The following is a 14042-nucleotide window of genomic DNA, read 5'->3' as shown; positions in this document are numbered from 1 at the left end:
TGATTGAATCTACTAAAAATCATTGCTGAGCTCTCAAAATGCCGAAATGCCAAAACAACTACGCTGACTCTGCCACCGTATGCTCGCTAAAATAGCATAATAATTCTTGAATCGCGGTGACGCGCTGCTGCGGCGTTGCCAGTTTATCAGCATCTTGATAACGAATACCAGAAGCACCGTTCATACGATAGCGCTGACCATTTGATTGAATCAACTTAATAATCGCCAAGGCATCGACTGGGGTATCAGGCGCAAACTCTAATGTCATGCTATTACTATTGGCATCAATCTTATTAATCTTCAGCGGCTCAGCTTGTATACGCAGTCCGTGGATGGCGAACAACTGCTTAGTTTGCTCTGGTAATGTACCAAAACGGTCAATCATTTCGGTACGAATATCAATCAATGTCTCTTTATCATCGGCATTACTGATACGCTTATAAAATAACAAACGCTGATGGACATCATGGAGATATTCTTCTGGTATCAATGCTGAGCTATGCAGATTAATCTCACTAGTCAGCGACAACGGTGTGCTTAAATCAGGCTCTTTACCCGCTTTAATGGCTTTTGTCGCTCGCTCCAGCATGTCCATATATAAGCTAAAACCAATCGCCTGCATATTACCACTTTGCTGCTTACCAAGTATTTCGCCAGCACCGCGAATTTCTAAGTCTTCGCTAGCCAGCATAAAACCTGCACCTAAGGTATTGGCACGTTCAATCGCATGCAATCGGCGCTTAGCATCGCCTTTTAGACCTTTGATAGAAGGCACAAGTAAATAACAATACGCTTGATGATGACTACGACCGACACGACCACGCAGCTGATGTAATTGTGCCAAGCCAAACTTATCGGCGCGCTCAATGATGATAGTATTGGCATTGGGCACATCAATACCGGTTTCGATAATGGTAGAGCATATCAGAACGTTGAATTTTTTATGATAAAACTGCTGCATCACTTGCTCAAGTTGGCGCTCTTGCATTTGCCCATGAGCAACCCCTACTCGCGCTTCAGGCACCAATTCACGTATGGTTTCTGCCATACGCTCAATGCTCGCCACATCATTATGTAATAAATAAACCTGCCCACCGCGCAATAGCTCACGCAAGATGGCCTCTTTCATTAAAGCATCAGTTTTTTGCATGACAAAGGTTTTAATCGCCAAACGTCGTGCTGGAGGTGTCGCGATAATTGACATGTCACGCATACCTGAGAGCGCCATATTGAGCGTTCTAGGGATCGGTGTCGCTGTCATCGACATACTATCCACATCAGTCTGAATCGCCTTGATACGCTCTTTATGGCGCACCCCGAAGCGATGTTCTTCGTCGACAATCATCAAACCTAAATTAGAGAATTTCACATCAGGTTGTAACAGTTTATGGGTGCCGATGACAATATCGACTTTACCTGCTGCTAAATCTATCAACACCGTTTCTTGATGCTTTTTGCCGCCAAAGCGTGAGAGCGTCTCGATACGCACTGGCCAATCAGCAAAACGGTCGCGGAAATTGTCTTCATGCTGACCGGCCAGCAAGGTCGTCGGCACTAGCACCGCTACCTGATAACCGGCGCTGACAGCAATGAATGCTGCCCGCATAGCCACTTCTGTTTTACCAAAACCCACATCACCGCAGATGAGCCGATCCATTGGTTGGTTTTGTCGCATGTCTTCCATCACCGCATGAATGGCATTGGCTTGATCCGGCGTTTCTTCAAAGGCAAATTGACTGGCAAAGAGCTCATACTGTGACGCATCTATTTTAAAATGAATACCGACTTTAGCTTCACGACGCGCCTGCATATTAAGCAGCTCAGCCGCTACATCGTGAATTTGCTCGAGCGCTTTTTGCTTGGCTTTATCCCATTTGCCGCTACCGATTTTGTGCAATGGCGCAAGTGCTGGGTCACCGCCACTATAACGGTTAATCATTTGCAAATTAGCAACGGGCACATAAATACTGGCATCATCGGCATATTTTAAGTGAATAAACTCTTGCTCACCATCACCCACATCTAACGTAATCAGCCCATTGTAACGCCCAATACCATGCTCGATATGCACCACTGGGCTGCCTTCGGTTATCTCGGTGACACTCTTAACCAAAAACTCTTCGGACACCCCGCTTTGACGACGACGGCGTGTTTGCAGCACTTGCCGACCAAATAACTGCGTCTCACTAATCAGCACTAAACGCTCAGGAACATATACCCCACGCTCAATGGGCGCAACGGTTAAACCAACCTGCGGCAGCTTATTACCTTTAACGCTGTTGGTTTTGTCCGCTGTTAGAAACGCTGCAAAGCTGTCATAAGCCTTAATGTCAATCTTGCCTTTAAACAACTCGATGAGAATTTCGCGGCGACCCGCTGTTTCAGCAACGATCAATACTGGCGTCGCTGTTTGTGCTTGCAGCTCTAAAAATTCTAATAGCTGGGTAAGAGGCTCAGCCTTTTGGTGGTTAACGGTCAATTGTGGCGGCTCTTGCGCACTGAGCGTCACCAAGCCTTGCTGCTTATTTGCCGTCAGTGGCAATTGTGGCTGTAAATCTGATTGGTGTTCAACTTGTAACAATGAAGCATCTTCCAATAACGAATCATCGCTGTCAATCGCAGCAACATCCGTCATGCTAGCCAGCTCATTGCGCGCACTGAGAATCACCCGTGGATAACGATTAAGATGCGCGTTTAAGGTATTTGATAGCAAATATAACCATTCAGGGGCGACAATAGGTTTATCGATATCATGACGGCGCTCTTCATAACGGCGCTGAATTTGTGACCAGTAATCTACCTGTTTTTCATTAATCAGTTCATCAGTGATAAAAAGCGCATCGCTTGGTAAGTAAGCAAACAAGCTACTCTCTGCTGTCCACTCTTTTAAATCAAAAAATAGCGGCTGATAATATTCAAGTCCGCTACTAGCGATACCTGCCATTACGTCTTTATGTAGCTCAAACTTACGGCTGCTCGCATTAGGGAACATCGTGGCGAAGTTGGTACGAAACGTCTCACGCCCTTCATCAAGCGGAAATTCTTTGGCGGGTAGTATTTGGAATTGTTCGATAGGTTTTGAGATATCTGGCAGCTTGTGTAGCAGTGATAGTGACTCTTTGCCCATGCTACTATCGTTGCCGCTCATCATTGTTTTGAGGTCATCAACGGTCAGTGTCCGCTGGGTTTGCGGATTAAAAAAACGAATGGTCTCAATCTCATCATCAAACAAATCTAAACGTAGTGGGAACGGCTGACCCATGGCAAAGATATCAATGATGCTGCCACGTACCGCGAATTCCCCCGGCTCAAACACATTCTCAACCGCGCGGTAGCCTGCCTTTGCCAGCAATACGCGCTGGGTATTTATATCAAATCGATCACCAACACTCAAATCAAAATGCTGCCCTATCAGCCAGCTTGGCGGTGCGACACGATGCATCAATGCCTGAATCGAGATGAGCAGCACGCCTGACGTTGGCATATCGGTTAATAGATTGATACGCTCACTAACAATATCTTGATGCGGTGACAGCTCATCATAGGTCAACGTCTCCCAATCGGGGAACACATAAGCATCGACGCCGCAAAATGCCAATTCCGTCTCTATTTGATTGAGCTGGTTTTGGTCACGCGTCACCACAACTTTTAATCGGTCGGCAACATTCCATAGCGGTGTTTGCACCAGACTTGCTAGCCACAAACTGCTGACTGCACCATGCACAGGTGCCAGCCAACGCCGCTCGGCATTCTGGATAGGAAACAACTGCTGGTTAATTGGTTCAAACGCGTCAGTCAAAGCAGTGATAGGCATAAAGAGTAGGATCAATGTTAGGAGTCAGAGAGCTATTATACGAATATTTCAGCAATTACCAAAATTTATGCCGTAACGGTTTGTCACTTAGTATTTTTATTAAAAAACCAATAGACAAATAGCTGATAAAGATTATATTCGTATATAAAGACAGGATGATTAAATGTAAAAACCTCAACGGCTAAGCTGAGGTTTTTGAGTGCTATTTATTAAGCTGGTGTTAAATGACAAGCCACTTTTAAATTAATGGCTTGTCGCTAGCGATAGTGCCATTGTTATCGGCATAGACAAACATACCAGAATTTAGTGTTAAATCACCAAAGCTAATTTCAATATCGGTTTGACCTTCATCGCGGCGATTCGATTTACGCGGAATGCAACCAAGCGCCATAACACCGATGTCCATTGCTGCCATATCATCAACGTCACGGACGCAGCCGTACACGATAACCCCCGCCCAGCCATTATCAATCGCTGACTGCGCAATCATGTCGCCTAGCAGCGCACAACGCATTGAACCACCACCGTCAACCACCAACACCTTACCGTTACCATCCGTGTCTTTACCATCGCTATTTAGCAATGATTTGACGCGACTATTGTCTTCGAAGCATTTCACCGTCACAATTTCACCGCAGAATTTCTTTTTGCCGCCAAAGCTATGAAAAGACTTACCTTCGATATTAGGCAAACACACCTGCGACTCAGGGTTGGCATCCAATAAATCACAGGTCACAAAGTTCTCTTTATCCATTATTATTGATTCTGGCATGTCTGACATAGTGACGCTCCTTGTTATGTATGATTGGTTATTCATGATTGATTATTTATGACTGGGGCTTAATTTTAATCGTTCCCTTAACTTAATACTTAGGCTATTTTTTAACTTTAGTCATCGCTAGCATTTGCTTATTTTCGATGATATCAGTGGTTTGGATAGCTGGTTCATTACGGTATTTATTACGCTGATAAACATCATGCGCACTCATCGCCATGGCAATGGCAACGCGTTTGGCGGAAATGGGATGCAGTGACAATGATTCTGAGACCAAGGGCGATATCAGCTGAAAGGCTTTTTGACCAATACTTTCAAGCGGACGACCTTTATGCTTCCCAAGTAACAAGGACGGACGGAAAATAACTAGCTGCGTAAAACCTAGCGCCATAATAGACTGCTCAGTTTCAGCTTTTACGCGATTGTATAAAAACCGACTATGAATATCAGCATTCATGGATGATAACAAAAAGAAATTTTCAACACCTTTGTCTTGGCACAGTTTGGCAAAATTGACATTATAATCATGATCAACCTTTCGAAAGGCCTCATCGCTACCAGCCTGCTTCTTAGTCGTACCAAGACAGCTAAAAGCGTCCGTCCTTCGATCAACACCAACGCTGGCAAATATTTCAGCCAAATTATCAAAATCATTAACCTGATAAAAACGCATGCTGGTATTGATATAGCGTGGCGGACGCCTTGCAATCACAATTAACGTGTCATAAAGCTCACTAAGCTGTTTGACAAGATGCTGTCCGACCAATCCTGTCGCGCCAATTACAATTGCTTTTCGCTGCATAGCCTATCCATTTATAGTGTGTTGGAAAATAGATGATAATGAAAAATCTGATTTTAAAGCCTATCACCAAAGCTTTTCATCTTAGGGCGTATCCTCATTTTGAAAATGGTAATAAAAATGAGATAAATCATAGTCAAATGAGGAAAATAGCGCAGATACTATCAGAATGTTAAATAGTATCGGGATATTAACCAGCTATTTGACATTTTTTTTAACATTGTTTGGCAAGATTCAGCCACTTTTAGCCCATTTAGATGTCCATCGATTGAATTGAGGACATGCCCTAGTATCATACCTAAATTAACGCATAACTGAGGGTATTCTATAGAATTTATTGTAAGAGATTTTATCGGCTAAGCGATTTATTCACTCATAAGCGGTTTTTGGTGCAACAATATTGATAAATATTTCAAAAAACAGCTGAGCAGAGACACAAAAACTGTCATCTATATGATCACACAACTTCTTTAAGCATTAATCATCAAATATATTGTTCTAAGGGCGATAATTTGCTAAGATAACCGGCTTTACACGTTAACGCTGTTTAATTATTCCAAACAGTTTTGGCGCTTGCGATGCTCTATTGCTCATTTAGGTGCCTTTAATAACAGATAGGTACTTTAATATTAGACATCGACATCATGTTTGGCGAGACGGCTGCTCGTTACCGATGATGGTTAAACCCTTTTTTATTGTAATCCACATTCATATTTTTATCTGTCTTTATCAAGGAGATTCGCGTGGCTAATACTGCACAAGCTCGTAAACGCGCCCGTCAAAACACCAAACGTCGTCAGAACTCTGCGTCACAACGCTCTATGGTTCGTACTTACTTAAAACGTGTTGATGCGGCTATCGCAGCTAAAGATTATGACGCGGCTACCGAAGCTTACAAAAAAGCGGTACCAGTTCTTGATCGTATGGCTGACAAAGGTATTATTCATAAGAATAAAGCTGCTCGTCGTAAGAGCCGCCTGAACAAAACTATCAAAGGCCTACAAGCTTAAGATTGTTAACGTTTAGACCACATCTCGCCTTTATAGCGTGATGACTAAAACCTTGTCACTGGTTCTAATACTGGGGCAAGGTTTTTTTATGTCTGATCAAAAAATGAGTAGTAATCTTTTAAATAGTATTTAGATTAAATAGTATTTAGATCCATTTCACTTCTGGTGGTAAGAGCAATGTATTAGGATGAAAGCCGGCAGCACGGTAGTCTTCTAATAAAGTATGAATCGGGCGCACATACACTTCACCGCGCCAAACGAAGTGTGCACTGGCTTGTTCAAACGGCTTATCATCAAACCACAAAAACACGCCTTCCATCATCTTTGGCCAATCATTCCAATCAATCTCGACCACATCAAACATCACTGCTAAAAAAGCAGACAACAAAGTATCATGACTGACGGCAAGCATGAGATGCCCTTGCTGCGGCTGATGTTGATAAAACAGCGATAAAATATCGAGACCGCCTTGGTAAGCGTTTTTGGTACCTTCAAGATTGCCTTGCAAAAATCGATTGATAAAGTTGAGCACGCCAATTTCTTTAAATACTGGATTTGCTATTTCAGGCTCAGTCACTAAGCTACCAGGCTCGACCAACAATGACTGATGCGTAATATCACGTTGTAGTCCCGCCCCTGCTTGCATCAGCTGCGCCGTGTCAATACAGCGTCCAATCGGACTTGAGATACTGTCTACATCGAGCGAGTACGGTAAATGCCCTGCTAACCAACGCCCCCACGACTTCGCTAGTACTCGACCTTTAGGTGTTAGGGGTAATTGATAACTGGCAAAACCATTGCCATCAGAGCGTTCACGTAAGGAATGTCTGGTAAATAAAATAAGCCGTTTATCTTCAGGCAATAAGCTGACTGAGGAAATCATACTATCAGGCAAGTGCGAAGGCGCCGGAGCACTTGGAGTATGACTCGCAAGCTTTTCAGCAGACAGTTTTGAGGGATTGTTATTGAGATATTTGCTCATGGTAGCAAGCGTAGCAGATTTTTTGATATGAATGAACAAAATATCAGTTCAATTGTAATATTGCTTACGAGTCTAGGCGGTTAGACTTTAAAATAAGCACTATTTTATATTCACTATTTTAAAAAATACGAATCAAGGTGACAAATAACTAAAAAGATATTTACTTTCAAGAGGCTAAAATTACTTAGCCGATATCAATGACTTTGTCCCACGCGAACGCTAATGCAGTGCTGCTCACCTCATTTGGATACGCACGTGGATTGACAATGACTCGTGTATTACCAATACGGTAATCAAATGCTTCGTGAGTATGTCCATGTACCCATAGTATTGGCGCCCAATCTTCATGCATCCAGCCAGATAGATCACTGATAAAAGCTGCGTTACTTGGTAGATTCGCATACTTCTCAGAAACCGATAATGGACTGATACTATGATGACTCATTACAACAGTTTTTTTGCCAAGTGTTTTGGCGGTGATCAATGCTTGCTTTAACCATTGACGCTGCTTAGCATGGATTTGCATCGATACTTCAGGTGAAAAAAGCTCGCCTCCAGCATAGATTTGTTTATAGTCACGCATAAAGCGCATAGCAGCAGCTATAGTATCTTCATTGGCCTGATATTGGTAATCTGTCCATAAAGTACAACCTAGGATACGTATGTCACCAATATCAACATGTTGACACTGTAGAAAACGGACGCCTTGCTGCGACTGGGCATTATAATTATCCCAAGTCGCAAGCTTTTTATCAAAATGTAGCACATCTTCATTAAAGTATTCATGATTACCAGCTATCGTAATCACAGGCACTTGCAAACGTGCTGCCTGCTCTTGTAGCCATGGCATACCACTATCGCTGTTGGCAGTATCGCCCGCGACTAATACCACGTCTGCATCAGTTTTGGGAATATGCCCTAGCGGATGTGACTGACGCGCATAACTGTCAATATGTAAGTCACTTAAAATCTGTAATTTCATAAGTTCTAATATCATTAAATAAACGTAAATAGTTTAGCACTTTTTGATATACCCGCAAAAATTAAAAAAAGACAGCGGATTAGGCTGTCTTTTTTATCATGCTGACACTATAAAATGCTAAACGCTTTGTAAATATCAAAATATTTTATAAGTATCTAAATACCTCGGAGTATCTTTTGTAATTTAGCCGCAGGATCTGCTGCCTGAGTAATTGAACGACCAATCACCAAATAATCAGAACCATCGTCTAACGCCTGTTTTGGCGTGCAAATACGTTTTTGATCATCTGCATTGTCGTCTAGCAAGCGAATACCAGGGGTAATCAATTTAAAATCTTGACCACATAGTGTCTTGAGCGTTTTAGCTTCTTGCGCTGAACAGACCACGCCATCAAGACCTGCTTGCTTGGTTAATTGTGCCAATCGACTCACTTGCGCATCTAGACCATCGGTAATACCTGTTTGCATCAATGCTTGATTATCCATAGAGGTCAGCACGGTGACGGCTATCAGCAAGGTATCAAAATTACCGTCTAACAAGCGCTGTTTAGCCAATGACATCGCCTCTAAGCCCGCGCTGGCATGCACATTCACCATCCATACGCCAAGCTCAGCTGCCGCTAGTACCGCTTGAGCGGTAGTATTAGGAATATCATGGAATTTCAAGTCTAGAAATACGTCAAAATTACGCTGATGTAGCGCCTTAACTATCTCAGGACCACAGCGAGTAAATAGCTCTTTACCCACTTTTAAGCGGCATGATGTTGGATCTAACTGATCAGCTAATGCTATCGATGCCTCCATCGTCATATTATCTAAGGCAACGATGACTGGGGAGTTCATTGTATTATTCATGGTTTTACCATATCTATATCAGAATTATCAAAACACTATATATGGACTGCTCATAGACCAGTACAAAATATAATTTATTCTCGCTTTTGTTTGGTAAGTGTCGCGCCTTCATCTACAGTAAGTACTTCTGCGTCTTGCACTTGCACATTGGTTGCTGTCGAACCATAAACAGCTTCTTCCACCGTTGGTGCACTTGCTTGGCGATCAATGACAGCATTGGCTTGTGTCAATTGCGCTTGCAAGTTCACATTCGCTTTTTGCAAACGCGAGATTTCCCACTTATTCTGTAAAACACGGAAGATAAGTAGTGCCAACAAGATGCCGATAACAATACCAAGCATAAGGCATAAAATCAGCAGCAATCCTAGATTCATCGTCGGTGCTTGCGAGAATAATAAATTTACGCCAACTTCGGTATTATTTGCCAACACCAAACCAAGTGAATAAGCAAAGCTCAAAAACAGCAATACAAATAGTAAAAAGCGCATGAGACGTCTACCTCGATTTGGAATGTCGTTAGTGTTTTAAAAATAGCACTTTAAAACCTTCATCAACCCACACATTTATATGCTTATAAACTCATTAGTGATAAATTCTAGCAAAAATGGCTGGCAAGCACTCTTGTTGGCAATTTTACCCAATAAATACTTTATAACACACTTAGCTATTTGCTACTGTATCATTGACTGCTTCACGTAATGCTTTACCTGGTTTAAAGTGCGGTATCGCTTTGGCTGGTACAGGTACGCTTTCTCCTGTCTTAGGATTTCGACCCATACGGGCACGACGATGGTGCAGACAAAAACTGCCAAAACCACGAACTTCTACGCGTCCATCATTGGCTAACGTATCGGTCATCAAGTTTAATATTTCACGTACTGCATCATCGACTACAGTATCAGTCATATTGTCACAGTTCGCACTTAAATTACTAATAAATTCGGACTTGTTAATCGCTTGCTGCATTATTACGCTTGCCTTGTTGATTAATGGATAAGATGACTGTGAATTGAACCATCATTTTCGATAGTTGGTTACTTTTAAGACAAGCTATACGTCAAGATCATAAGGATAAATAGCTATTCACTAAAACAATATCAGTGTCTTAAATAAGTAATAATTCACATCTCGTTACTCAATGTTGCAAATGATAGCGGATATTACGGTAAATGGAAATAAGAGTTTGCTTGTTTGAGCAAAAACCTCATTGATTAATAGGACACTTAAAATTTAAGCAAAAAAAAAGCGACCATAGTCGCTTCTTTTATAATCTTATATCAATAACGTGCAGCTTACTGCATTTGCTCTTTGATCAAGTCACCAATTGTTTTTGGCTGTGCATCAGAACTGGCAGTAGTACTAGTCGTGCTAGTGCTGCTTAGCTCTTTAATCGCTTGACGCTCTTCAGCTTCGTCTTTCGCTTTGATAGACAAGTTGATGTTGCGAGTTTTACGATCAACACTGATGATTTTCGCTTCAACGTCATCACCAACGCTCAAATGCTTAGTCGCATCTTCAACGCGATCACGTTGAATTTCAGAGGCACGTAGATACGCTTCAACTTCGTCAGCAAGCTCGATAGTAGCGCCTTTAGCATCTACTTCTTTTACTTTACCATTAACGATAGCACCGCGGTCATTGTTGACTAGGTATTCGTTGAATGGATCAGAGCTTAACTGCTTCACGCCTAGGCTAATACGGTTTGCTTCTGCATCTACTGACAATACCATTGCTTCAACGGTGTCGCCTTTATTGTAGTTACGGATAGCGTCTTCGCCAGTTTCGTTCCAAGAGATATCAGATAGATGAACAAGACCATCAATACCACCGTCTAGACCGATAAAGATACCGAAGTCAGTGATTGATTTGATCGTACCAGTGATTTTATCACCGCGCTCATGTTTCTTATCAAACTCATCCCATGGGTTAGCTAGAGTTTGTTTGATACCTAGGCTGATACGACGACGTTCTTCATCGATATCAAGAATCATTACTTCAACTTCATCGCCCACTTGAACAACTTTTGATGGGTGGATGTTTTTGTTGGTATGATCCATTTCTGACACGTGTACTAGACCTTCAATACCTTCAGAAATCTCAGCGAAACAACCATAATCAGTTAAGTTGGTGACGCGTGCTTTAACCACACTACCTACTGGGTAAGTGCCGCCAACGTTATCCCAAGGATCAGTACCAAGTTGTTTTAGACCTAGGCTAACGCGATTGCGCTCACGGTCAAACTTCAATACTTTAACTTTTAGGTCTTGACCAACTTCAACAACTTCAGATGGATGCTTGATACGGCGCCATGCCATGTCAGTGATGTGCAATAGACCATCGATACCACCTAGATCAACGAATGCGCCGTAATCAGTAAGGTTCTTAACAATACCTTCGATCTCGATGCCTTCTTCAAGCTTGTTCAATAGCTCTTCGCGCTCAGCTGAATTTTCAGCTTCCATAACTGCACGACGGCTAACAACAACGTTGTTGCGTTTTTGATCAAGTTTGATAACTTTGAATTCTAGCTCTTTGCCTTCAAGATGCGTGGTGTCACGGATAGGACGAACATCGACCAATGAACCTGGTAGGAACGCGCGTACTGAACCGATATCTACAGTGAAACCGCCTTTCACTTTGCTTGAGATGATACCTTTTACGATTTCATCATTGTCAGCGATTTTCTCAAGGAAGTTCCAAGTTTCAACACGTTTGGCTTTTTCACGTGAAAGCAAGGTTTGACCCATGCCGTTATCAACCGCTTCAACCACGACATCAACGCTATCGCCAACTTCAACTTCAAGTTCGCCTTCTTCGCTTAAAAACTCTTCACGAGCGACGATACCTTCAGATTTCAGACCAGTATCAACAGTGATCCAGTCGTTATCAATGGCCACAACAGTACCAGTGATAACCGAGCCACGCTCGATATCCAGACCTGTTTCTTCGATGCTCGCTTCAAATAGTTCAGCAAATGATTCCATTATGTCTACCTTTGTATAGCCGTATCCTGTCCAGCACAGTACGGATCAAATTTATGATTGCATAAAACGAGAATACTGGTTTTATATCCCATACAATCATATATAAAAACGTTTGTTGTTAGTAAGCACATAACTTATTAAACTTACTAGCAACAACTGTCTTATATTGCAATGCCTTATACTTTTAAATCTCTATGATTTAGAAAGAATATTTTTATCACTCTCTAGAGATTATTAGCGTCTACTACTGTGATTTTATACTAAAATCAAGCGTATAGGAAACTTTTTCATACTTACTAACTTGTTTTTATTAACTATTAAAGAAAATACCTTTATCCTGACAATGTCTTTTCACTTGTGCATAAACTGCATCAGCATCTAAGTTAGAGCTATCTAGTAGTAGAGCATCTTCTGCAGGCTTTGATGGTGCAGTCGACCGATTCTCATCACGATCATCACGAGCTTTAATTGTCGCTAAAATCGCGTCAAAATCTGCCGTCTGACCAGCATTTATTAACTGTGTTACGCGGCGCTCGGCACGCGCTTCAGCACTGGCAGTCAAATACACTTTTACATCCGCATCTGGGAACACAACCGTCCCCATATCGCGACCATCAGCGACCAATCCAGAACGAGTTGCCATATCTTGTTGCAACTTTAGTAATGCTTGGCGAACTTTTGGAAATACTGCTATTTGTGATGCATAGCCGCCCACGGTTTCATTACGAACCTGCTCACCAACCGCTTCACCATTCACTAAAATATCAACACGTCCTGATGCATTGTTAGGTACAAAAGCAATCTCTAGGCGCTGCGTCAATGCTAATACAGCCATCTCGTCAATGGCTTGGCTTCCGTCTGCCGCAACTAATCCCGCTTCAAATGCTTTGAGTCCAACGATACGATACAGAGAACCTGAATCTAGCAGTTGATAATTCAATGCTTGGGCCAAACGCCACGTCACCGTACCTTTACCTGCCCCACTTGGTCCATCAATGCAGATAACTGGATAGCGCAACACTGGCGCTTGGTTATAATTACTGCCAGCACTAAAGTTATCAAGTATAGCGTTATCAGCTGTAGAAACGGTCATAATACTCACTTAATAGTAGACGATACTGATACGGCTTAGTGCATGCTAGCTGCAGAAAAATATTTACTTATTTATCAAACGCTTGACAATTAATTCATCATTTCGTCATCAAATAGGGCGATATTATAGCAAAGAAACCTACCCATCACTAGCAGCAAGAATGATATCTTGTTAATTGCTTATATTGTCTTTCTTTTTTGCCGCTTTTCGTCGTTCACGGAAAAAGGTCTTAAGCATCTGGCTGCTATGCTCACGACATAAGCCATTATGTACTTCGATAGCATGATTATAAAAAGGCTGTATCGGTAAATTTATTTGACTACCAACCATACCCGCTCGTGGCTCGCTTGCTGCATAAACCAATCTATCTACCCGCGCATGAATGAGCGCTCCGATACACATCGTACAAGGCTCTAAGGTAACGTATAATGTTGTCTGTAATGGTAAACGATAGTTTTTTAAGCGCGCACACGCTTCTCTTAATGCGACAATCTCGGCATGAGCGGTCGCATCGTGACGCCCAATTGGTTCATTAAATCCTTGACCAATAATCTGCTGATCGTGTACCAGTATCGCCCCTACTGGCACCTCTCCACGCTCAGCACCTTGCCTAGCAAGTTTGAGAGCTATTTTCATCCAGCTCATATCTTGAAGTGACCAAAATGCGCTGGCTTGCATATCTTCAATAACTAACTGACTATTTGCGGTTGGATATCGCTTCAAGCTTATATTTTGTATATATTTCATTT

The 14042-nt window shown here is 42.2% G+C and carries 12 protein-coding genes; 1 reads left to right on the top strand and 11 read right to left on the bottom strand.

Annotated features, from left to right (window positions below; all coding sequences use genetic code 11):
* Nucleotides 1-58: 58 nt before the first annotated feature.
* The 3 genes from mfd to Q6344_04280 all read right to left on the bottom strand — a co-directional run bounded on the left by mfd (nucleotide 59) and on the right by Q6344_04280 (nucleotide 5391).
* The gene (mfd, locus tag Q6344_04290; GenBank protein WLG14560.1) at nucleotides 59-3814 is read right to left on the bottom strand and encodes a transcription-repair coupling factor; all 3756 of its coding nucleotides are present in this window, start codon (nucleotides 3812-3814) and stop codon (nucleotides 59-61) included.
* Nucleotides 3815-4052: 238 nt separating this feature from the next.
* Nucleotides 4053-4586: a ribonuclease E activity regulator RraA gene (rraA, locus tag Q6344_04285; protein ID WLG15145.1), complete on the bottom strand. Its 534-nt coding sequence runs from the start codon at nucleotides 4584-4586 to the stop codon at nucleotides 4053-4055.
* Nucleotides 4587-4689: 103 nt separating this feature from the next.
* Nucleotides 4690-5391, bottom strand: a complete 702-nt coding sequence (locus Q6344_04280; protein WLG14559.1) for an NAD-dependent epimerase/dehydratase family protein — start codon at nucleotides 5389-5391, stop codon at nucleotides 4690-4692.
* A 740-nt stretch (nucleotides 5392-6131) separates the two neighbouring features.
* On the opposite strand from Q6344_04280, the gene rpsT reads away from it, so the two are divergent.
* Complete coding sequence (gene rpsT / locus Q6344_04275; GenBank protein ID WLG14558.1) at nucleotides 6132-6398, top strand: 30S ribosomal protein S20; 267 nt, start codon at nucleotides 6132-6134, stop codon at nucleotides 6396-6398.
* A 145-nt stretch (nucleotides 6399-6543) separates the two neighbouring features.
* Here the strand turns inward: rpsT and Q6344_04270 are convergent, their stop codons facing one another.
* From Q6344_04270 to tadA, 8 genes are all read right to left on the bottom strand, one after another.
* On the bottom strand, nucleotides 6544-7380 hold the full coding sequence (locus tag Q6344_04270; protein WLG14557.1) for a histidine phosphatase family protein: 837 nt from the start codon (nucleotides 7378-7380) through the stop codon (nucleotides 6544-6546).
* Between the two features lie 184 nt (nucleotides 7381-7564).
* The gene (locus Q6344_04265) at nucleotides 7565-8362 is read right to left on the bottom strand and encodes a metallophosphoesterase (GenBank protein ID WLG14556.1); all 798 of its coding nucleotides are present in this window, start codon (nucleotides 8360-8362) and stop codon (nucleotides 7565-7567) included.
* 155 nt (nucleotides 8363-8517) lie between these two features.
* A complete protein-coding gene (gene pyrF, locus Q6344_04260) occupies nucleotides 8518-9216 on the bottom strand; it encodes an orotidine-5'-phosphate decarboxylase (GenBank protein WLG14555.1) in 699 nt (232 codons plus the stop codon).
* Nucleotides 9217-9290: 74 nt separating this feature from the next.
* Entirely contained in the window at nucleotides 9291-9704 is a 414-nt protein-coding gene (locus tag Q6344_04255) for a lipopolysaccharide assembly protein LapA domain-containing protein (GenBank protein WLG14554.1), read from the bottom strand.
* A gap of 172 nt (nucleotides 9705-9876) precedes the next feature.
* Nucleotides 9877-10182 carry an integration host factor subunit beta gene (locus Q6344_04250; protein WLG14553.1) on the bottom strand — a complete coding sequence of 102 codons (306 nt, stop codon included), beginning with the start codon at nucleotides 10180-10182 and terminating at the stop codon, nucleotides 9877-9879.
* 326 nt (nucleotides 10183-10508) lie between these two features.
* A complete protein-coding gene (rpsA, locus tag Q6344_04245) occupies nucleotides 10509-12200 on the bottom strand; it encodes a 30S ribosomal protein S1 (GenBank protein ID WLG14552.1) in 1692 nt (563 codons plus the stop codon).
* A gap of 310 nt (nucleotides 12201-12510) precedes the next feature.
* On the bottom strand, nucleotides 12511-13293 hold the full coding sequence (gene cmk, locus Q6344_04240; GenBank protein ID WLG14551.1) for a (d)CMP kinase: 783 nt from the start codon (nucleotides 13291-13293) through the stop codon (nucleotides 12511-12513).
* 171 nt (nucleotides 13294-13464) lie between these two features.
* Complete coding sequence (gene tadA, locus Q6344_04235) at nucleotides 13465-14040, bottom strand: tRNA adenosine(34) deaminase TadA (protein WLG14550.1); 576 nt, start codon at nucleotides 14038-14040, stop codon at nucleotides 13465-13467.
* Nucleotides 14041-14042: the final 2 nt, after the last annotated feature.

It is taken from the genome of Psychrobacter cibarius (assembly GCA_030686115.1).
Lineage (GTDB): Bacteria > Pseudomonadota > Gammaproteobacteria > Pseudomonadales > Moraxellaceae > Psychrobacter > Psychrobacter cibarius_C.
The sequence above is the reverse complement of the archived record's forward strand: the minus strand, read 5'-3'. Positions and strand labels throughout refer to the sequence as shown.